This window comes from Neorhizobium sp. T25_27 (assembly GCF_002968565.1).
GTDB classification, from domain to species: Bacteria; Pseudomonadota; Alphaproteobacteria; order Rhizobiales; family Rhizobiaceae; genus Neorhizobium; species Neorhizobium tomejilense.
In genome coordinates this window covers 160,641-180,967 of the sequence record NZ_PVBJ01000005.1, presented here as the reverse complement: position 1 = coordinate 180,967, position 20,327 = coordinate 160,641, and the positions used below count along the sequence as shown (strand labels likewise).

Below are 20,327 nucleotides of genomic sequence, written 5' to 3'. Positions count from 1 at the left end.
CGGCCCATTCCGTATCGGTCCAAATCGCGATTGTTAGCCATCGGTCGGGAATTTCCCTGCCGATGGCATCTCCGATCGGATCAGAGTTCCAGCGCACCCTGAATACATGGGACCACGTCTCCACCGATCCAGATATCGTCGCCGACTTTGTCGACATACACCCGGCCGGCGCGACCAAGCACGGTGCCCTGGGCCGCAACGTAGCTTTCCGGCGCGACACCGGATCCGATCAGCCATTGGGCAAGGCCGGCGTTGAGACTGCCGGTGACCGGATCTTCATAGCCGTTGCGGGTGAAGGCGCGCACCTCGAACTGCGCGTCCTTGCCGTCAAGATCGGGATTGAAGCGTCCGACGAGCCCGACGCGGGTGCCGGCGAGAGCGGAATAGTCCGGCTTGACCGCCAACACATCGGCGCGCGAGGGCAGGCGCACGCCGATCCAGTCCGGGCCGTTCTCGCACCAGTTGGAATCCTCGATCAGGTTGGTGGGCAGGCTGAGCGCCTTGGTGATCCGATCCACCAGTGCCGGATCCACCGGGCCGCTGCGGGTCAGCGGCGGCGCCGCAAACGCAAGCCGATTGCCGTCACGACGGATGCGGACGAGGCCGGCGCCGCATTCCTGCACGATATCGCCGGTCGGTGACGCCTGTTGCTGCGAGAGCCAGACATGCGCACTGCCGAGCGTCGGATGGCCGGCGAAAGGCAGTTCCTGCGACGGTGTGAAAATCCTGACCCGGTAGCTGGCCTTCGGATCGGTCGGCCTGAGCAGGAATGTCGTTTCGCTGAGATTGGTCCAGTTGGCGAAGGACTGCATCTGCGCGTCGCTCAAGCCGTCGGCGCCGATCACCACCGCAAGCGGATTACCGCGCATCGGCTGGCTGGAGAAGACGTCGACCTGCTGGAAGGAGAATTTTGGCATTGTCTTGCCTCATGCAGTTGAAAAGAAAGACGGCAGCCAAGGCTGCCGTCCAGATATCGCCGAAAGGTGGTATTGGCCGTTACAGCACGAGCCGGAACTTGGCGAAGCCGTTCTCGCCGTCGCCGGCGTCCTCGATCTTGGCACCCTTGACCGCGCTAGCGAACTGGCGGGCTTTGGGGCCGGTCTCGAAGATGGCGCTTGTGCCGGGCAGGGGCTTGAACGACCAGTTGGCGTCGGCCGACGGGTTGATCGTGCCCTGTTCGACGATATAGCGCACGATCACATCGCGGTTGGTGTCGGGCGCCACGAAGATCACCTTGTCGCCGGCGATCTCCGGGAACTTGCCGCCGCCGCCGGCGCGGTAATTGTTGGTGGCCACCACGAATTTCTGGGCCGGATCGATCGGCTTGCCGTTGTACTTGAGGTCGACGATGCGGTTGGAGTTGGCATTGATGAGCTTGCCGTCCTTGTCGAACCGGGTCGGCTGCGACAGGTCGATCTGGTAGGTCACTCCGTCGATGACGTCGTAATTGTAGGACGGGAAGTCATTGTTGAGGAGAGGCGCGTCTTTCGCGCCGGCTTGCACCTGGTTGAACATGCCGGCCGACATTTCGAGCCAGTTCTTGACCTGCGCTCCCGTGATCAGCACCGCCTGCACGGTATTCGGATAGAGATAGAGGTCGGCGACGTTCTTGATGGCGATGTCACCCGCCGGGACATCCGTGAAATATTCGGCGCCGCCACGCCCGCCCGCCTTGAAGGGCGCCGCCGCAGAGAGCACGGGAATGTCCTTGTACTGGCCCTCTTTCAGCATGTCCTTGATGTACCAGGTCTGCGCATTGGCGACGATCTGCACCGACGGGTCGTCGGCGACCAGTGCGAAGTAGGAATAGAGCGGCGCCGAGCTCTTGCCGACCGCGCGGCGGATATAGGCGAGCGTCGCCTCATGCTCTTCTTTCGCGGCAGCGATGATTTCCGGCTTGTCCTTGACGTCGGCGACGATCTTGCGGGCCTCGTCGCGATGGTAGATCGGCCGGGCTTCGGACGTGGAATCGACGATCTTCCAGCTCTTGCCGTCCTTTTCGAGCAGCAGGTCGATCAGCCCCATATGCGAGCCCCAGAAGCCGCCCATGACGGCCGGCTTGCCCATCAGCTTGCCCTTCTTGGTGTCGGCGCCGACAATGCCGTCGAAATCCTTGGTGCCCGGGAAGACCAGATGCTGGTGGCCGGTGAAGATCGCATCGATGCCTTGGATACCCGCGAGATAGAGCGAGGCGTTTTCCATCCGGTCGCTCTGTCCGCCGCCGTCGATGCCGGAATGGGAGAGGGCGATGACGATGTCGGCACCTTCCTCCTTCATGACCGGCACCCAGGCTTTGGCCGCGTCGACGATGTCTCGGGTCTGCGCCTTGCCTTCGAGGTTCTTTGCATCCCATGTCATGATCTGCGGCGGCACGAAGCCGATAAAGCCGACCTTGACCGGGCTCGTTGCGCCCGACCCGTCACGAATCTGCTTTTCGACGATCACGTAGGGCTTGAGGAAAAGCTCGTCCTTCTTGGCGTCGGAGGCGAGCTGGCCCTTGCTGAGGTTGGCGCAGACATAAGGGAAGCCGGAACCGGCCAGAACCTTGAACAGGAAATCGAGGCCGTAGTTGAATTCGTGGTTGCCGAGCGTGCCGGCATCGTAACCGAGCACATTCATCGCCTTTATGACCGGGTGCTTGTCGCCATCCTTCATGCCGCGCTCATAGGCCATGTAGTCGCCCATGGGATTGCCCTGCAGAAAGTCGCCATTGTCGATCAGCATGGAATTGCCGGCTTCGGCGCGGATCGCGTCGATGACCGAGGCAGTGCGGGCAAGGCCGAGCGTGTCGTTCGGCTTATCGGCGTAATAGTCGTAGGGGAAGACGTGGACGTGGATATCGGTCGTTTCCATGATGCGCAGATGCGCCTGATTGCCGGCCGCACGGGCGGCAAACGGGTGCAGCATGACAAGCGCCGACGAGGCGGCAAGACCTCCGAGCAGCGAGCGGCGGGTGATCGGATGAAGATCGTTGAGCGACGACATGGGCAGCCTCCTTGGAACGGACCGATAAGCGACAATTCGGCGCCATATTGACCCGCGTGGATTGTATCGCCAAGCGGATTCTGAGCGGTGGAGGAGATAGTCGTGAGGATCGCCGGCTCTATCCCAAAAGCGGTCGGATGACGTGTCAACCGGACGTATCAATAGGCCGCCATCCGCATCGCGTCGACGAGTTGGGCCATCTGGAAGGGTTTGGCAAGGACGGGGATGTGGCGCATGTCGGCAGGCAGGCCGAGCGGTCCGTATCCGGTCACGAAAATGAAGGGAATGTCCCGCGCAGTAAGGATCTCGGCGACCGGAAAGCTGGCTTCGCCGGCGAGGTTCACGTCCAGCAGGGCCATGTCCAGCGGAAGCGACCGGGCCTTGATGATCGCATCATCGAGCCGCGAGGCCGTCGCCATCGTCCTGCAGCCGATCTGCTCCAGGAACTCTTCGAGCATCATCGAGACAAGCGCCTCGTCTTCGATGATGAGGACGCGAATTCCGGCGAAGATATGGGTGTCGTTCACCTTGCCCCCATTTGCATGAATGGCGTCACCTCCGCCGAGACGGCGACATCGGCGAGCGGGGCTTCCATCGTGCCGATGATCCCGGCAGGCTGGTCGAATATCACCGATGCCTTGCCGCCGAGATCCTGGGCAAGGCTGCGCTCGATCAGCCTGACGCCGAACCCGCGTCTCGAGGGAGCCACGACCGGCGGGCCGCCGCTTTCCGTCCATGTCAATCGCAGCAGAGGTTTGGCGCCCCGGACAATCTGCCAGTTGATCGCGACCTGGCCGTTGAGCGTCGAGAGCGCGCCGTATTTCAGCGCATTGGTCGTCAATTCGTGCAGACCCATGGCAAGCGCGAGCGCCGCCCGCGGCAACAGCCGGAGGGACGGGCCGGAGACCGCGAAGCGATAGTCGCCGCCCTCGCCGAAGGGTGCCAGCGCGCCGGTCACCACGTCGTCGATATCAGCTCCCTCCCAGTTTTCGCGGGTGAGCACGTCATGGGCGGCGGCCAGTGCCATGAGCCGCCGCTCCAGGTTCTGGCGCACGATCGGATCGCCACCCCGCAGGGTCTGGGAGGCGATGGCCTGGATGGTCGCAAGCGTGTTTTTGACGCGGTGGTTCAGCTCGTTGACCATGAGCTGCAGCCGCTCTTCGATCCGTTTTCGGTCGGTGATCTCGACCGAGACGCCGACCAGGCCGATGACTTTGCCATCGGCGTCGCGCAAGGGGGCTTTGGTCGACGACCATATCCGCGGATGGTGGCCTGCGTGGCTGATGGCCTCTTCGAATTCCTCGGTTTTCGCCTGGTCCATGATCCGGCGATCGTTGGCCATAACCGCCCCGGCCTGGCTCTTGCTGCCCAGGAATTCCATGTCCGTGCGGCCCTCGACTTCGGACCATGGCCTGCCGATCAGGTCGAGCGTCGTGACATTCGCCAGGATGATGCGACCCTCCAGGTCCTTGGCGTAGATCAGTCCCGGCGCGGTCTCCAGGATGATGCGCAGCAGGGTGTTGGTCTGATGGAGCTGCCGTTCGGCCAGCTTGATGGAGGTGATATCATGGCTGACTTCGATCGCGACTTCCGGCTCCCCGGCCTCGCCGCGGCTCAGCGACCATTTGCTGACGATGTGGATCTCCCTGCCGTCCTTATGGCGACGCGTGAGCTCACCCTGCCATTCGCCATCACGAACGAGGGCCGAATTGATTTCCTCGAGAGAGCTTGGGCAGCGGGTGTGCAGGAGCTCGACACTGTCCTTTCCAAGGGCTTCCTTCTCGGAATAGCCGTAAAGGCGCTCCGAGCCGATCCCCCAGAATACGATCCTGCCGTCAAGACTGCGCAACATGCCCTGCGTCTGCCCGAATGCCTGTATGAACCGTTCGAGCCGGCAGAACTTGGCGTCGATATCGCGCTGTATCCTTCGTTTTGCCCAGATGGATGCTGCGAACAAGGCGGTCGCAAGCGCCAGCAGGACCGCCGCCTCGGCCGCAGTGACGGCCGGACGGCTCGGCTCGTCGGACTGCGCCAGAAGTGCGCCCAGTGCCAGGAGCGCGACTACCAAGCATGTCACGAGGGTAACCAGCAGGCGCGGCGCCCGCGATGTCGGAGAGGGCAGGCTAAAGGGAACAGCAACCATCTAAGCATCCTTTGTTTTGCCTGTGCGCCGTGGCTGTCGGCTCAATACAGGCGGAAAAAACGTGGACACTTGAACAGCCGCTACTCTTGACGAGGGCGGTTTTAGTTTCGCCGGCTCCGGTTTAGATTAGGGTTTTATCACTTATGGATTCAACGGCAAGTAGTAAATAATTAGTAAATGCCACTCATCGCTTGATATTTCCGTTGGGCGCCGTCTTTACATTGGTTTCAGTTATGCATGGCGATGATTCGGGACGCACGAATAAATTGAAGTAGAGTGGAAGCGAATTGAGCCAACCGGCCTTCAGCGCGAGGCTGGAACCTCTCTGTGGAAGAAGCGGAAATAGGACGATACCTGCGCCACCGCATTGCTGTTGATGCTGAACTGCACACCGAGGCGGCCACTGCGGCGCCATTTGACGGTGCCTTCCAGGATGCCGAGTTCCTCGCTTTCGATCCGGACCGGACTGCCGTCGGCGGCATGCAACGTGCGTCCGCCGAGGTCGAGCGCCATGCCGGTTGGCGAAAGGTCGGTAACGCGGCCTTCGACGGCTTGGTTGAAGTATTTGACCGTACCGAGGATGCGGGTTTTCTTGCGCTCGGCACTACGGGTCTTCATTCGTCCGTTGCTGGTGGTGATCATGCGGTGCGGCCCTCGTTGTTTCTTCTGTTGTTCCCACCAATAGGGAGAACCTGTTGAAGTCTGCTTAGGTCGATCCGTAAAAATCTATCGATGGCCCGAATCTCCTGATAGCGAAGGCTCCTTGAGAGCCGTGGCTTGACGGTCGTGAGCAATGTCCATAGTGATGAGACAGACCTGTCTCATCACTATGGTATGTTTCGTGTCATCCGAGCAGACTTCGCAAACTTCCTCGAAGCGGCAGCATGTTGTCGAAACGGCCTACAGGCTGTTCAGGCAGGACGGCTTTCACGCGACCGGTATCGACCGGATCATCGCCGAGGCCCAGGTGGCCAAAATGACCATGTATCGTCATTTTCCATCCAAGGAGGGCTTGATCGTCGAAGTCCTCGATGAGCGGTTCCGGCGTTTCGAAGAGCAGCTCGACCGCATGGCCGCCTTGTCGAAGCAGCCGGAAGGGATGATCGACGATATCATCGGGTGGTACGGGCGCTGGTTCAATCGGGCGGATTTCAACGGCTGCCTGTTTGCCCATGCGGTTGCCGAATACAGCTCGCCCGGTCATCCCGTCTTCGAAGCCGCCGTCAGGCAGAAGGAGAGCCTCCGGCGCCGCATGGCGGAAATTCTGGCGAAACGGATGTCCGGCGCCCAAGCTGAAACGGCGTCCACCGCAATCCTGATGCTCATCGAGGGAGCCACCCTGATGGCCGAGATGGGGCAGGGCGCTAAAGCCATCGACGCGGCACGCAAGGCGGCAGCGGATATTGTCGCCGCAGGCCGCCGCACATGAGTGCATCCGTCGTCCTGCTCGCCCTCTTTGCAGCCGCGCTTCATGCCTGCTGGAACGCGTTCCTGCGCTCCGGCGCCGACCGGTTCTGGACAATGACGATCATGGCGCTGGCGATGACGGTCGTCGCCTTGCCGGTGGCGTTGATCCTGCCACTGCCGTCCCCTGAAGCGTGGTTCTATCTGGTCGGCTCCGCGGTCTTCCAGCTGATCTACAGCCTGCTGCTGGTCGCCGCCTACCGGCATGGGGAACTGGGGCAGGTCTATCCGATCATCCGCGGCAGCGCACCGCTGCTGGTGACGCTGGCAGGGGTGATTTTCGCGCGGGAACTGCCGCTGCCGCTCTCGATGGTCGGCATATGTTTTGTGGTGCTGGGTATCCTGCTTCTGGCCCTTGGCAGGGGGAAAGCCTCGACCGGTTCAATGCTCTACGCATTGGCGACCGGCGTTTCGATTGCCGGTTATTCGACGATCGACGCAGTCGGCATTCGCCTGTCCGGCAATACGAGCGCCTATATCGCCTGGGTCTTTGTGCTGCCCGGCATCCTGCTCCTGGTCGCCTTCATGGCAATGCGCGGACCCCTGCGGATCGATCTGCGGTCCCGTGAAACGGTAAAAGCGATCGGCGGCGGCCTGGTTTCGCTCGTCTCCTACGGCGTGGTGCTGCTCGCCTATTCGATGGCCCCGGCGGGACCGGTTTCGGCGCTGCGGGAAACAAGCGTCGTGTTTGCGGTGATGATCGGCTGGCTGTTTCTCGGCGAGACGCTCTCCGCGAAGCGCATCGCAGCCTGTATCGTGGTTGCGGCCGGCGCCATTCTCATCGGGTTTTCATAGTCCCACATTCGGCTTGTCGATGATTTCGCGCAGCGCGAAGCTCGAATTGATCTTCACCACATGCGGCAGCGCCGACAGCCAGTCGCGATGGATACGCTCGTAATCCTCGAGGTCCTTGGCGGCGACCCGCAGGATGTAGTCGTATTCGCCCGACATCAGGTAACAGACCAGAACGTTGGGGCAGAGCTTCACCGCCGCCTCGAATTCGGTGAGTGTCCTGGCGAACTGGCCGGACAGCGAGATGTGGACGATCACCATCATCTTGTAGTCGAGCGCCTTGTTGGAAAGTCGGGCGTGATAACCGCTGATCGTGCCGTTCTTCTCAAGGATGTCGAGCCGCCGCGAACAGGCGGACGCCGACAGCCCGACACGCTCGGCAAGCTCCGCATTGGAGATGCGGCCTTCCTGCTGCAAGGTTCGCATGATCGCAACATCAATGGCATCGAATGCGCTCATTCGTGGATCCTTCGAAAAATTGGCCGTTCAAGCAATTATCTGCGAAAATGCGACATTTCGCAATTCGTCTTCGCAAGGACATTCACGCGATTTTCTGGTTTTCTTCCTCACGGGAACATCAACGGCGAAAGCCACAACTGAGAGGAACGCTGAATGCGTGTCGGATGCCCGAAGGAAATCAAAAACCATGAATACCGCGTGGGGCTGACGCCCGGCGCGGTACGTGAATATGTGGCCCACGGCCACGAGGTGCTGATCGAGACCAAGGCAGGTGCCGGCATCGGCGCGGATGACGGCGCCTATGTGGCAGCCGGGGCCAGGATCGTCGGTTCGGCCAAGGAAATCTTCGAAAGATCCGACATGGTCGTCAAGGTCAAGGAACCGCAGCCCTCCGAATGGGTGCAGCTCCGCGACGGCCAGCTTCTCTACACCTATCTCCATCTCGCGCCCGATCCGGAACAGACCAAGGGTCTGCTCGCGTCCGGCGTCACCGCCATCGCCTACGAGACCGTCACCGACGATCGCGGCGGGCTGCCGCTCTTGGCTCCGATGTCGGAAGTCGCCGGCCGCCTGGCAATCCAGGCGGGCGCCACCGCGCTGCAGAAGGCCCATGGCGGCCGCGGCATCCTGCTCGGCGGCGTGCCCGGCGTGCTGCCGGCGAAGGTCGCCGTCATCGGCGGCGGCGTCGTCGGCCTGCATGCGGCCCGAATGGCCGCCGGGCTTGGCGCCGACGTCTCGATCATCGACCGGTCGCTGCCGCGCCTGCGCCAGCTCGACGACATCTTCAACGGACGCGTCCACACCCGTTATTCGACCATCGATGCGGTGGAAGAGGAGGTCTTCTCCGCCGACCTGATCATCGGTGCCGTGCTGATCCCCGGTGCTGCCGCGCCAAAACTGGTCAGCCGTGAGATGCTGTCAGGCATGAAGCAGGGCGCAGTCATGGTCGACGTCGCGATCGACCAGGGCGGCTGCTTCGAAACCTCGCATGCGACGACGCATTCCGAGCCGACCTACGAGGTCGACGGCATCGTCCATTATTGCGTGGCCAACATGCCGGGTGCCGTGCCGGTGACCTCGGCGCATGCGCTGAACAATGCGACGCTGCAGCACGGGCTGGCGCTGGCCGACCGTGGCCTGCGGGCGATCGCCGAAGACAGGCACCTGCGCAACGGCCTCAACGTTCATCGGGGCCGGGTAACCAACAAGCCGGTCGCGGAAGCGCTCGGCTACGAGGCCTTCGCTCCGGAAAGCCTGCTCAGCGTCGCGTAACCGGAAGTGCCGCGGACCGGCTGAGACACTTTAGGGGCTGGAGAGACGCCGGGCGCTTCGCGTCCGGCGTTTTTCTGTGTTCAGAATCAACACGATATGATTTAGATATATCTAAGTCGTTGACGGAGCATCTAGTGTGCTTATCTTTAGATATATCGAAAGACAGTCTAAGGAGATTAAAATGTTCAAGCACAGGTTCGATGGACGTAATGGCTGCGGCGAACGCGGCGGCCGCAAAGGGTTCGAGGAAGTGTTCGCCGCCCGCGGAGGCCCGTTCGGTGGAGGATTTGGACGCGGCGGCCGGGGTGGTCCCGGCGGCGGCCGCGGTTTCGGCGACGACGGCGATGGCCGGATTGGCCGCTTCCTGATGCAGGGCGACCTGCGCCTCGTCGTATTGGCGCTGATCGAGAAGGAACCGCGCCACGGCTACGAGATCATCAAGCATATCGAGGATCTCACCTACGGCTTCTATGCGCCGAGCCCCGGCGTCATCTATCCGACGCTGACCTACCTCGAAGAGGCCGGCTATGTCGTCGCCGAGGTGGACGGCAACAAGAAGCGCTATGCGATCACCGACGAAGGCCGCAAGTATCTCGACGAGAACCGCAGCTTTGCCGCGACGATCCTCGATCGGCTGTCGCAGCTTGCCGAGCGCATCAAGCAGCGGCAGGAGCGCCACGAGCGCGGCCGCGAATCCGGCCCGTCACTGCCGCGCAGCGTCGATTCCGCCATGCTCAACCTTCGCGAGGTGATTGCCCGCAAGCTCGAGGGCGACGAAAGGAAGGGCAGTGAGATCGTCAGGTTGCTGCTCGATCTCGCCGAAAGCCTTGAGCGCGGCGACGAGCAGGGTGACAATACCCAGAATTGAAGCCTAAGCGGGCTTCAGGACGAACATGATGGCGCGCCGCTTCGATAGAACGGCGCGCTTTCGCGTTTCAGATTGCGAGAGCCGTGTCCGCGAACGCCGGCACTTCGACCTTGTCGATCCGGCACTGGTAACAATTGTTGCGGGCCGAGCGGACATGCACATAGGCGATGTCGTCGCGGGCGAGCAGTTCCTCGGCGCGCGAGGCGATCCTCTCGGTCGGCGTCACCGCGCCGCTGCCATAGACGATCCGGTCGTCCCGTCCGTAGCCGCGGACGATATAGTCCGTGCTTGCCAGCATGGGCGGCAGGACCTCTTCCGCCGCGTAACGCCGGCAGGGCTGCTTGTGCAGGAAGATCGGGCCGGTTTCCGCATAGGGCTGCAGTTCGGGGAAGGGCCGGTAAGCGAGAACCAGCAATTCCTCGCCGGCATCGATATTCTTGAGGCAATGGCGGCAGGGATAACCGGGGCCGTCGGACGTCATCGTTTCCGGCTGGCGTCCGTAGGCGTCGGCACCGCCCTTCCAGAGATGCTCTGCATCGGCGGCGGGCATGGCTTTGAAGGAAATGGTCATCGGGCTCTCCTGTGGTGCGTGTTGCACAACAGATGCGCCTGCAGGACGCGTCTCGCCACCCGATACTTGCCTCCGGTCAAGAATATGAAATCCGTTGCGCCAGCGGGCTGTATCAGTTGCCTTTGGGCGGCGAGCGTATGATGTTTTCCGCGGCGATGCTGGAGCTCGACCAGTCGGTGAATGTTTCAGCCATCAGCCGCGATGCTTCGATCTCGATTCGGTCGCCTGTCCGCGTGGGCTGGTTCTGGTCGTTCCAGTTCCGCTGCAGGGTACCGCGATAGCTCCTGTTGTCGAAGGGGGAGATGTAAGTGAAGGAGATGAACGTGTCTTCGGATACGTGCGACCCGAACTGCCGCCGCACCGCGCCGCAATCCGAGCTCCATTTGCGCGGTGGTTCGAAAAAGGGCACCTGCCGACGCGGCGGCCACTTCGAACAAAGGGCTTCGACCCTGTCGATGCCGACCGTTTGCGGAATGTAGAGGGTGATCCTGACCACCCACCAGGAGATAAATAACAGGAGGACGACGAGCATCATCACCACGAAAGCGATCAACATCGCCTTGGGTGAAAATCGCGACATCAGCCGTCGAGCGCTTTCAGGAGCTCGGCATCCGTCATCGGCGGAACCAGCGCTTCATAGGTCGAAACCGGCGAAAAACCCATCATCTGGTAGAGCTGCAGGGCGCGCGGGTGGTCCAGCGTATTGGTGGTGACGGTCACCTTCTGCGGATTGTCCTGCCAGGCGGCATAGAGCGCCTGGAGCAGGAACCACTTGCCGATGCCGAGCCCGATCGCCCGCTCGAACAGGCCGAAGTAGGAGAGCTCGATGACGTCGTCGCTTTCCTTGAACAGCTCGAAAAAGCCGGCGGGCGCGCCGTTGACGTAGAGCACCGTGACGGAGGTTCGCGGATTGTGGACGGCGGCCGCCAGTTCGTCGTCACCCATGCGCAGGCGCTTGTACCAGTGCCAGCGTTTGCCCACCTGCCGATAGAGATAGCGATAGTAGTGAAGCGGGATTTCGGGGGCGCGGATGATCGCCGTCTGGATATTGACCGGCACGGCCAGGCTTGTTTTCGGCGGTGCGGTCATTTCCAGGCTGGTGACATGGGCTTTCAGCGGAGCGGGCTTCCTGGCCATGGCGCTCACGCCGCTTTCGGCGAGGGCGGGCCGGTCACCACAGGCGTATCCTGGCGGCTGCCCCATTCGGTCCATGAACCGTCATAGAGCGCGTTGTCCTCATGGCCGAGGGATTCGAGGGCCAGCGTGATGATCGCGGCGGTGATGCCGGAGCCGCAACTCGTCACCACCGGCCGGCCGAAATCGATGCCGGCATCCTCGATCGCCTTTTGCAGCTCGGGCAGCGAACGCAGTTTGCCATTGACCGAGAACGTGCCGGACGGAAGACTGAGCGCGCCCGGCATATGACCGGAACGCATGCCGGCGCGTGGCTCCGGGTCGGTGCCGGCGAAACGGCCGGCCGGCCGTGCATCGGCGATCTGGCGCGTGCCTTCGCTGACGATCGACAGCATGGTCTGGAAGTCGATCACCTTGTCGACCCGGAAATTCGGGGTGAAGGTAACGGGTTCGGGCGAGGGGACGGTCGTTTCGAGGGGACGGCCCTCGGCCTTCCAGCCGTCGATGCCTCCGTCGAGCACGAAGACTTGGCCTGCGCCCATGATCCGGAACAGCCACCAGCCGCGCGGCGAGGAGAAGATGCCGGGACCGTCGTAGATGACGATCCGGTCGTTTTCGCGGATGCCCATGCGGCCGACTACCTCGGCAAACACGTCCGGCGCCGGCACCATATGCGGCAGGCCGGTCGAGTGATCGGCGACCTTGTCGTGGTCGAAGCGGACGGCGCCGGGAATGTGCCCGGCCGCGTATTCGGCATCCCCGTCGCGGTTCTGCGCGGGAAGATAGAAGGAGGCGTCGAGGATCTTGAGGTCGGGGCTGCCGAGCTCGTTGTGAAGCCACTCGGACGAAACGACGAAACGGCTGGTTTCACTCATGTTATATCTCCTTTGGGCCGATATATCAGGCCTCTGCGCCGGGCTCGCCGAACCGGATGCGGAACCGGCGGTTTTCCTTGCCCTTCTTCTCGATCTTGGCGATATGAATCGCCCCGACCTCCTGCGTTTCGGAGACATGTGTTCCACCGCAGGGCTGGCTGTCAACGCTGGAATTTTCGCCTATGCAGACGAGGCTGACCCGCCCGAGACCCATCGGCGGGCGCACGTTCTTCGACTTGACGATGCCCGGATTGGCGGCAAGCTCCTCGTCGGTGATCCACTGCACGTAGACGGGGTGGTTCTGGCCGACGAGCTCCATCAGCCTGGCGGTTACCTCCTGCCGGTCGATCGTGTCGGTCATGTCGAAATCGACGCGCGACTCCTCTTCGCCGACGGCGGCCCCGGTGATCGGATACTGGCAGACGACGGAGAGAAGATGGCAGGCGGTGTGCATGCGCATCAGCTTGTAGCGGCGCTGCCAGTCGATATGCATGACCAGGTTTTCGCCGACCAGCGGCTGGGCTTCACCTTCCAGGGGCACATGGAGGACGATATCCTTTGTGGCGCCGTGTCTGGTCTGCCCAAGCTGGATTTTGGTGCCGTCGGCGCGTTCGAGAAAGCCTGTATCGCCCGGCTGACCGCCGGACGCGGCATAAAAACAGGTGCGATCGAGCTCGATGCCGCCGTCCTCGTGGATGGCCGTCACCACCGCTTCTGCTGTCGATAGATAGAAGTCGTCGCGGTAGAGAGCTTCAACGGGCATGGATCACTCTGTTCTTTGAAGGGTATCAGACCGTCTGGAAGGGAATGTCGATCTGCCGTTTCTGCGTCAGCCACGCCGGTACCGGCAAGCCCTTGGATTTCAGGAAATCCGGGTTGAAAAGCTTGGACTGATAGCGGTTGCCGTAGTCGCAAAGCACCGTCACGATCGTGTGGCCGGGACCGAGATCCCTGGCGAGGCGAACGGCGCCGGCGATGTTGATGCCGGTCGAGCCGCCGAGGCAGAGGCCTTCGTGCTCGACCAGGTCGAAGATATAGGGCAGCGCTTCCGCATCCGGGATCTGGTAAGCGAAGTCCGGCTTGAAACCTTCGAGATTGGCGGTGATGCGGCCCTGGCCGATGCCCTCGGTGATCGAATTGCCTTCCGACTTGAACTCGCCATGGGCGTAGAATTCATAAAGGGCGGCACCTTCCGGATCAGCGATGCCGATCTTGATGTCCGGGTTGCGGGCCTTGAGGCCGAGGGCGACACCGGCAAGCGTACCGCCTGAGCCGACTGCGCAGATGAAGCCGTCGACCTCGCCGCCGGTCTGCTCGAAGATCTCGGGCGCCGTGGTCTGGACATGGGCTTCCCGGTTGGCGACGTTGTCGAACTGGTTGGCCCAGATCGCGCCGGCGGGTTCGGTCCTTGCAAGCTGCTCGGCAAGGCGGCCCGAGATTTTCACGTAGTTGTTCGGGTTCTTGTAAGGGACCGCGGGAACCTCGACCAGTTCGGCACCAAGCAGCTTCAGCGCGTCCTTCTTTTCCTGGCTCTGGGTTTCCGGGATGACGATGACGGTGCGGTAGCCAAGCGCCTTGGCGACCAGGGTCAGGCCGATGCCGGTATTGCCGGCCGTGCCTTCGACGATGACGCCGCCGGGGCGCAGGAGCCCCTTCTTTTCAGCGTCGCGGATGATGTAGAGCGCTGCCCGATCCTTGACCGATTGGCCGGGGTTCAGGAACTCCGCCTTGCCGAGGATTTCGCAGCCGGTCGCTTCGGAAGCGCCGTTCAGCCGGATGAGGGGCGTGTTGCCGATCACGTCGAGGACGGAGGAATGGGAGGTCATCGGGGGTGCCTTCTTGTTCATCGCACATGTAAACAGGGTCTTTTCGGCGGACAAGGACCCGGAGGCAAGAAATTCTGTTTCCGGAAAGGGTTTGCCCCCGTAAAATCCATCTATCCGAGGCCGGATCCGCGGTTGCGAGGGGCGAGTGAAAGAGGGTTCGAAGTGCCGTCCTCTAATGTATCGACAAGCCCTTAAAAAAATCGGCCCTATTATATTGGAAGTAGTAATCCAAATTTCTCTCCATGCGTATAGACGTACAGTTAAAGCAGAGACGAAACCGCTTTCGGCGACGCGTTGACCTCGCTTTGACCGGATTTTTGCATAAAACTGGCATTTTGGACATGCTGCGGAACCTTGAACGGCTGGATCTTCTGATCGCGCATTACGTGTCCGGCTCACTTCCGGAGCCGGCTCACGTTCTCGTCGGTTCGCATCTGGCAATGCAGGCCTCCGCCGCGAAACTGGCCGGTCTCATGGAGGGCCTTGCCGGTGAGATCCTGCATATGACCCCGCCCGTGGCATTGTCGGCCCGCGAGCGGCGATTGGCTGAGATCTTCGCCTCTGCCGCGCCGGCGGAGCCTCCTGCCGGGATTTTCGAAAAATCGGAATTCCCCGCGCCGCTGCGTGCCTATGCGGGCACGGACCTTGCCGATATCAGATGGAAAACGAAACTCCCGGGATTGCGCCATCACGTCATCGAAAGGTCGAAGGATGTCGAGACGAGCCTTTTGTGGGTACGGCCGGGAAGGGCGCTGCCCCAGCACGGCCATCAGGGGCTTGAACTGACCTTGGTGCTCGACGGCGAATTTCGCGACCATCGCGGCAATTTCGGCAAAGGTGATATCTCGATCGCGGACGAAACACTGGACCATCGGCCGATCGCGGGCAAGCGCGAGCCGTGTCTCTGTTTTTCCGTGCTGTTCGCGCCGATCGCCCTTTCCGGCTCCACCCTCCGGCTTTTCGGCGATCTGATCGGTCTCTGAACCATCACGGCCGGCGACCGCCGGCCCATTCGTTCAGTTCAGATGCAGTTGCGCTTCGCTGACCGCTTCTTCGAATTGCTGGCGCGCTTCCTCCGGCGATCTGCGCCCATCGAGCGCTGCCCGGCAGACGCTGCGCGCCTTGACAAAGTGTGGTCCGCGCATATCCGGCCACCGATCCGTCAGGAGCGCAAGCGCCTCGAACGGTCCGTTGATGACCTCAGTACCGAGTTGCCCGAAGGCGACGCGCACCGGTTTTTGCCAACTTGCCTGCGGCATCTTTCGTTTCCTCCCTGGATACCAACCTTGAAAAACGACGAAGCAAGCAATTGGTTCCGTCGGATGCCAAAAAAATTTCATCGGCAGGCGATGGCCAAAAAAACGAGCCGCCGTACCTTTCGATACGACGGCTTCCGGTCAGCAATACGGGGCGATTATTCGACGACCTGAACCACAGTGTGGGTGCGCGGATCGACGATGACGCGCTGCTGGTTGACGACCGCATAGGCATAGGTCGGCGATTCCGGGATGGGGGTGAGGACGACCTGTTGCGGGATTGGCTGGCCGACGACGACGCGCTCCTGCACCACCACGGACTGCTGGACAGGTTGCTGGCGTACATAGGTGACGACCCGTTCCGGCGGCGGATCGATCGCCGTGCCGGCGACCGCGCCGACCACGCCGCCCACGGCAGCACCGACCGGTCCACCGACGATTGCACCGGTAACCGCACCGCCCACGGCACCGTTGACCGTGCTCTGCTGGGCCATGGCGCCGGTCGCGAGGAGACCGATCGCGGCGGAGAGAATGATGAGCTTTTTCATGGTCACTTCCTTTCGGTTGAAGTGGCCGGAGAACGTGGCGGCATCATCTTTCGTTCCGCTGCGATGGGCGCTTAGGACTTCAGTCCTAGTAGGACAGCTTGGGATACCAGTGCGGCGCGCGGCCTTCCGGGGTAGAGTCGAGGATCGTCCAGATAGGCATCAGATCGGGTGCGCCGCGCGGGTCCTGGCCGGGGTCGGCAGTGGCACCGCCCATCTCGCCGCTCCAGAAATGCCGCATGGTTCCATCCCGGCGGGTGAACACATTGAAGGCCGCGTCATCGCCGCCGTCCTTGCTGAGCGCATGGTAATCCCGGCTGAACTCGCCGCTCGTATCCGAATAGAGCGGCAGATGATGCCAGCCGCGCTCCCGTTTGAAATCGGTCAGGCGCTGCAGCGGCGAGCGTGCGACGACCGCGAACGCGACACGCTGCTGGATGTCCGGAACCTCGCCGTCCCAGGAGGAGAGCAGCGAGGTGCACATCGGGCAGGGCCGCTCCCGCTCCGGACCGAACATATAGCTGTAGATGACCAGCGTTTCCTTGTCTCCGAACAGTTCCTCGAGCGAGATCGTGCCGTTCACGCCCTCGAACGTGTAGTTCTTCGGCACATGCCCGCCCGGCGGCAGATGGCGTCGCTGCTCGGCCACGCGCTCGATATGGCGGCGGAGCTCGATTTCCTCGGCAAGAAGCGCATCCCGCGCCTCCCTGTATGCGGCGCTTTCGTTGGGAAAGTGCACGCCGTTCTTTCTCGCAAGTTCGACTGCTGGTGTGAGGCTCTGCATATCCATGACATTCCTCCATCTGTAATGGTCGGGCAGGAGACTTGGCCTTGCCCCCATTGATATTGATATAGTCGCCGAATTGTGGGCGAACACGGGCTCGCCCACATAAAGGACGTGCGCCGGCGGCCTATTCCGACAGCCGCGTGGGAAAAGTGAACCGGAACTGGGGGAGCAAGATGTCAGGGCGATTTCTGATCGAGGGACCGGAAGACGCACGCGTCACGATCTTGCTGGCGCATGGCGCCGGCGCACCGATGGATTCGGCAGCGATGACTGCGGCGGCGAAAGCCCTGTCGGCCAGGGGTTTTCGCGTGGCGCGTTTCGAATTCGGCTACATGGCGGCGCGCCGTACCTCCGGCGATCGCAATCCGCCGCCGCGGGCCGAGACGCTTAATCCCGAATACAAGGCGGCGATCGCCGAACTCGACGCGAAGGGACCCCTGATCATCGGCGGCAAGTCGATGGGCGGCCGGGTGGCGAGCATGATCGCCGACGAGCTTTACACGGAGGGCAGGATCGCCGGCCTGTTGTGCCTTGGTTATCCGTTCCATCCTCCGGGAAAACCGGAGCAGCTCCGCACCCAGCATCTCAAGGGGCTCAGAACCCCGGCGCTGATCTGCCAGGGAACCCGCGATGAATTCGGCACCCGCGAAGAAGTGCCCGGCTACGAACTCTCGAAAGCCATCGAAATCCTCTGGCTGGAGGATGGCGACCACGACCTGAAGCCGCGCAAGACGATCTCCGGGCTTTCAGCCGCCGACCATCTCGCGACGATGGCGGAAACCGTGCTGGCCTGGACTGCACGGTTGAAGCCCTGAATGAGGCCCAAGCCCCGACATCAGCGGCTCCTGGGGGCGTTCGATGCTGTCGTCGAGGCTGACTATGGCTAGACCACAAACTTCCCATTTGATGTTACGAACTATTTAGTACAAAATGGCATCGCTGATGCCGGCTCGAAGCGGGAGGTCGCTCGCCGGTGCATCTGAGGAGCCTCTTCGGTCACGTTCCGAGGAATATGGGAGGGAGCGCATGAAAACGTCGATAGCCACGGTTTCGATCAGCGGAGAGTTGCCCGAGAAGCTGGAAGCGATTGCCAAGGCCGGTTTCGATGGGGTTGAAATCTTCGAAAACGATTTCCTCGCCTTCGACGGCAGCCCCTCGGATGTCGGGAAAATGGTCCGCGATCATGGCCTGGAGATCACCCTGTTCCAGCCGTTCCGGGATTTCGAGGGCATGCCCGCCACGCATCGCGGTCGCACCTTCGATCGCGCCGAACGCAAGTTCGACGTCATGCAGGAGCTCGGCACCGACCTTGTCCTCGTCTGCTCCAACGTCTCGCCGGTCTCGCTCGGCGGCATCGACCGGGCGGCGGCCGATTTCCACGAACTCGGGGAACGGGCCGCCAAACGCGGGTTGAGAGTAGGCTATGAGGCGCTCGCCTGGGGCCGGCATATCAACGACCACCGCGATGCCTGGGAGATCGTGCGGCGTGCCGACCATCCGAATATCGGGCTGATCCTCGACAGCTTTCACACCCTGTCGCGCAAGATCGACATCAATTCGATCCGCTCCATCCCCAAGGACAAGATCTTCATCGTTCAGCTTGCCGATGCGCCGCTGATCGATATGGACCTGCTCTACTGGTCGCGGCATTTCCGCAACATGCCGGGCGAGGGCGATCTGCCGGTGACGGCCTTTACCACCGCGATCGCCGAGACCGGTTACGACGGTTATTTCTCGCTGGAAATCTTCAACGACCAGTTCCGTGGCGGGTCGAGCCGGGCGATTGCCGATGACGGCTACCGATCGCTCATCTATCTCGGCGACCAGGTGCGGCGCAGCCCGAACGCATCGGGCCTGACGGTCCGCGACATGCCCGATCGCGCGACGGTCAAGGGCGTCGGTTTCGTGGAATTCTCCTCCGACGAAAAGGATGCGGCCGATCTTGCCGCGATCCTCCGAACGCTCGGTTTCCGCAAGACGGCCATGCACAAGTCGAAGAAGGTCAGCCTCTACAGCCAGGGCGATATCCGCCTCCTCGTCAATACCGACGAAAGGGGATTTGCCAACGCCTCGTTTGCCGTCCACGGCACCTCTGCCTATGCGATGGCTCTGGTCGTAGAGGATGCGGGGCAGGCGTTCGAAAGGGCGGTGGCGCTCGGGGCTGAACCGTTCCGGCAGCAGGTGGCGGAGGGCGAGGTGGAGATACCGGCGATCCGCGGCGTCGGCGGCGGGCTCGTCTACCTGATCGACGACAAGAGCAATCTCGGCCGTTTTTCCGAGATCGATTTCCAGCCTGTCAACGAAGAGGGCGAAACCGAGGTGGCGCCGGCGCATCTTGAGCATATCGATCATATCGCCCAGACGGTCGCCTACGAGGAAATGCTGACCTGGCTGCTTTTCTACACCTCGATCTTCGAGACGCAAAAGACGCCGATGGTCGACATCATCGATCCGGCCGGCGTGATACGCAGCCAGGTGGTCGAAAACAGCTCCGGCACGCTGCGGATCACCTTGAACGGTGCCGAGAACCGCCGCACGCTCGCCGGTCATTTCATCGCCGAAAAATTCGGATCCGGCGTCCAGCATCTCGCCTTCCAGACCGACGACATCTTTGCGACGGCCGCTGCGCTGCGCAAGAACGGTTTCAAGCCGCTTGCCATCTCGCCCAACTACTATGGCGACGTCGAAGCCCGCTTCGGCCTCGACGCCGAGCTTTCGGAGCGGCTGAAGGAAGAGAACATCCTCTACGACCGCGACGAGCACGGTGAATATTTCCAGCTTTACAGCATGACCTATGGCGAGGGCTTCTTCTTCGAGATCGTCGAACGGCGCGGCTATCGCGGCTACGGCGCCCCGAACGCCATCTTCCGGATCGCGGCACTGAAGAGGGCGCTTCGCCCTGAAGGCATGCCGAGGATTTAAACGGCGCCGGGACGGCTTGGTCACCAACTGGTGATGCCCGGTCAGGGCCGCGCTCCGCTCGACCTATTGCGGTGTCTGCACAGCTCTCGGGCAGACGCCGAAATGGCCGCCTTCCATGTGGACGAAGGCGACGCCGCCCTCTTCGAAGGCGAGGCGCAGCTGCGCCTCCGTCGCGCGGTGGAGGTCGTGCCGGCTGCCTTCGTAATCGCGGATGGTGCTGCGCGACACACCCGACCGGTCGGCGAGATCGGTCTGCGTCCAATCCAGAAACCCCCGGGCGGCGCGACACAAGGCCGGCGTCAAAATTGCGTTCTTTGCGGCTTGACCCATCTCACCAAACTGCCCATATTGGTCAACATCTCCCATATATGGCAATTTGGATTCGATTGCTAGATGGGGCATTCGCAGGCATCTTCGCATCAGGCGCT

Annotated in this window: 23 protein-coding genes; 7 read left to right on the top strand and 16 right to left on the bottom strand. The window is 62.1% G+C overall.

Annotated elements, in window-relative coordinates:
• Window positions 1-80 precede the first annotated feature (80 nt).
• The 5 genes from C5J24_RS16535 to C5J24_RS16515 form a co-directional block, all read right to left on the bottom strand.
• A complete protein-coding gene (locus C5J24_RS16535) occupies window positions 81-917 on the bottom strand; it encodes a PhzF family phenazine biosynthesis protein (protein WP_105419369.1) in 837 nt (278 codons plus the stop codon).
• A 79-nt stretch (window positions 918-996) separates the two neighbouring features.
• Window positions 997-2,985 carry a bifunctional 2',3'-cyclic-nucleotide 2'-phosphodiesterase/3'-nucleotidase gene (locus C5J24_RS16530; RefSeq protein WP_105401128.1) on the bottom strand — a complete coding sequence of 663 codons (1,989 nt, stop codon included), beginning with the start codon at window positions 2,983-2,985 and terminating at the stop codon, window positions 997-999.
• Between the two features lie 158 nt (window positions 2,986-3,143).
• Window positions 3,144-3,512, bottom strand: a complete 369-nt coding sequence (locus C5J24_RS16525; protein WP_105401129.1) for a response regulator — start codon at window positions 3,510-3,512, stop codon at window positions 3,144-3,146.
• Window positions 3,509-5,128 (bottom strand): sensor histidine kinase, encoded by a 1,620-nt coding sequence (locus tag C5J24_RS16520; protein ID WP_105419367.1) that lies wholly within the window; start codon window positions 5,126-5,128, stop codon window positions 3,509-3,511. The genes C5J24_RS16525 and C5J24_RS16520 overlap by 4 nt, the downstream gene beginning before the upstream one ends.
• 303 nt (window positions 5,129-5,431) lie before the next feature.
• Window positions 5,432-5,770 (bottom strand): PilZ domain-containing protein, encoded by a 339-nt coding sequence (locus tag C5J24_RS16515; protein ID WP_105419365.1) that lies wholly within the window; start codon window positions 5,768-5,770, stop codon window positions 5,432-5,434.
• Window positions 5,771-5,957: 187 nt separating this feature from the next.
• Between C5J24_RS16515 and C5J24_RS16510 the strand changes: the two genes are divergently transcribed.
• Together C5J24_RS16510 and C5J24_RS16505 are read left to right on the top strand one after the other, a co-directional pair.
• Window positions 5,958-6,557 carry a TetR/AcrR family transcriptional regulator gene (locus C5J24_RS16510; protein WP_245446676.1) on the top strand — a complete coding sequence of 200 codons (600 nt, stop codon included), beginning with the start codon at window positions 5,958-5,960 and terminating at the stop codon, window positions 6,555-6,557.
• Window positions 6,554-7,387, top strand: a complete 834-nt coding sequence (locus tag C5J24_RS16505) for a DMT family transporter (protein ID WP_105419361.1) — start codon at window positions 6,554-6,556, stop codon at window positions 7,385-7,387. The genes C5J24_RS16510 and C5J24_RS16505 overlap by 4 nt, the downstream gene beginning before the upstream one ends.
• Here C5J24_RS16505 and C5J24_RS16500 read toward each other — a convergent pair.
• The gene (locus tag C5J24_RS16500; RefSeq protein ID WP_105401134.1) at window positions 7,382-7,843 is read right to left on the bottom strand and encodes an Lrp/AsnC family transcriptional regulator; all 462 of its coding nucleotides are present in this window, start codon (window positions 7,841-7,843) and stop codon (window positions 7,382-7,384) included. The two genes, C5J24_RS16505 and C5J24_RS16500, sit on opposite strands and share 6 nt — an antisense overlap.
• A 153-nt stretch (window positions 7,844-7,996) precedes the next feature.
• Here C5J24_RS16500 and ald point away from each other — a divergent pair, with 153 nt between their 5' ends.
• Together ald and C5J24_RS16490 are read left to right on the top strand one after the other, a co-directional pair.
• Complete coding sequence (ald, locus tag C5J24_RS16495) at window positions 7,997-9,115, top strand: alanine dehydrogenase (protein ID WP_105401135.1); 1,119 nt, start codon at window positions 7,997-7,999, stop codon at window positions 9,113-9,115.
• 181 nt (window positions 9,116-9,296) lie between these two features.
• Entirely contained in the window at window positions 9,297-9,983 is a 687-nt protein-coding gene (locus C5J24_RS16490) for a PadR family transcriptional regulator (RefSeq protein WP_105419359.1), read from the top strand.
• Window positions 9,984-10,050: 67 nt separating this feature from the next.
• Here C5J24_RS16490 and C5J24_RS16485 read toward each other — a convergent pair whose 3' ends face one another.
• The 6 genes from C5J24_RS16485 to C5J24_RS16460 form a co-directional block, all read right to left on the bottom strand.
• Window positions 10,051-10,554, bottom strand: a complete 504-nt coding sequence (locus C5J24_RS16485; RefSeq protein WP_105419357.1) for a DUF1203 domain-containing protein — start codon at window positions 10,552-10,554, stop codon at window positions 10,051-10,053.
• A 112-nt stretch (window positions 10,555-10,666) separates the two neighbouring features.
• Window positions 10,667-11,134 carry a hypothetical protein gene (locus C5J24_RS16480; protein ID WP_105419355.1) on the bottom strand — a complete coding sequence of 156 codons (468 nt, stop codon included), beginning with the start codon at window positions 11,132-11,134 and terminating at the stop codon, window positions 10,667-10,669.
• Entirely contained in the window at window positions 11,134-11,691 is a 558-nt protein-coding gene (locus C5J24_RS16475) for a GNAT family N-acetyltransferase (protein ID WP_046668066.1), read from the bottom strand. Before C5J24_RS16475 ends, C5J24_RS16480 begins: the two co-directional genes overlap by 1 nt.
• 5 nt (window positions 11,692-11,696) lie before the next feature.
• Entirely contained in the window at window positions 11,697-12,563 is an 867-nt protein-coding gene (gene sseA / locus C5J24_RS16470; protein WP_105419353.1) for a 3-mercaptopyruvate sulfurtransferase, read from the bottom strand.
• Between the two features lie 25 nt (window positions 12,564-12,588).
• Entirely contained in the window at window positions 12,589-13,326 is a 738-nt protein-coding gene (locus C5J24_RS16465) for an alanyl-tRNA editing protein (RefSeq protein WP_105419351.1), read from the bottom strand.
• Between the two features lie 25 nt (window positions 13,327-13,351).
• A complete protein-coding gene (locus C5J24_RS16460) occupies window positions 13,352-14,389 on the bottom strand; it encodes a cysteine synthase A (protein ID WP_105419649.1) in 1,038 nt (345 codons plus the stop codon).
• 341 nt (window positions 14,390-14,730) lie between these two features.
• Between C5J24_RS16460 and C5J24_RS16455 the strand changes: the two genes are divergently transcribed.
• On the top strand, window positions 14,731-15,372 hold the full coding sequence (locus C5J24_RS16455; protein WP_105419349.1) for a ChrR family anti-sigma-E factor: 642 nt from the start codon (window positions 14,731-14,733) through the stop codon (window positions 15,370-15,372).
• A 33-nt stretch (window positions 15,373-15,405) separates the two neighbouring features.
• Here C5J24_RS16455 and C5J24_RS16450 read toward each other — a convergent pair whose 3' ends face one another.
• The 3 genes from C5J24_RS16450 to C5J24_RS16440 all read right to left on the bottom strand — a co-directional run bounded on the left by C5J24_RS16450 (window position 15,406) and on the right by C5J24_RS16440 (window position 16,980).
• Window positions 15,406-15,648, bottom strand: a complete 243-nt coding sequence (locus C5J24_RS16450) for a DUF982 domain-containing protein (RefSeq protein WP_007772754.1) — start codon at window positions 15,646-15,648, stop codon at window positions 15,406-15,408.
• 155 nt (window positions 15,649-15,803) lie between these two features.
• Entirely contained in the window at window positions 15,804-16,193 is a 390-nt protein-coding gene (locus C5J24_RS16445; protein WP_105419347.1) for a DUF1236 domain-containing protein, read from the bottom strand.
• An 85-nt stretch (window positions 16,194-16,278) separates the two neighbouring features.
• A complete protein-coding gene (locus tag C5J24_RS16440; protein WP_105419345.1) occupies window positions 16,279-16,980 on the bottom strand; it encodes a DUF899 family protein in 702 nt (233 codons plus the stop codon).
• 170 nt (window positions 16,981-17,150) lie between these two features.
• Here C5J24_RS16440 and C5J24_RS16435 point away from each other — a divergent pair, with 170 nt between their 5' ends.
• Both C5J24_RS16435 and C5J24_RS16430 read left to right on the top strand, forming a co-directional pair.
• Window positions 17,151-17,792, top strand: a complete 642-nt coding sequence (locus C5J24_RS16435) for an alpha/beta fold hydrolase (protein ID WP_105419343.1) — start codon at window positions 17,151-17,153, stop codon at window positions 17,790-17,792.
• A 211-nt stretch (window positions 17,793-18,003) separates the two neighbouring features.
• Window positions 18,004-19,899, top strand: coding sequence for a bifunctional sugar phosphate isomerase/epimerase/4-hydroxyphenylpyruvate dioxygenase family protein (locus C5J24_RS16430; protein WP_105419341.1), 1,896 nt, complete (start codon window positions 18,004-18,006; stop codon window positions 19,897-19,899).
• 63 nt (window positions 19,900-19,962) lie between these two features.
• On the opposite strand, the gene C5J24_RS16425 is transcribed toward C5J24_RS16430, so the two are convergent.
• Entirely contained in the window at window positions 19,963-20,274 is a 312-nt protein-coding gene (locus C5J24_RS16425; protein ID WP_105419339.1) for a helix-turn-helix domain-containing protein, read from the bottom strand.
• Window positions 20,275-20,327 lie beyond the last annotated feature (53 nt).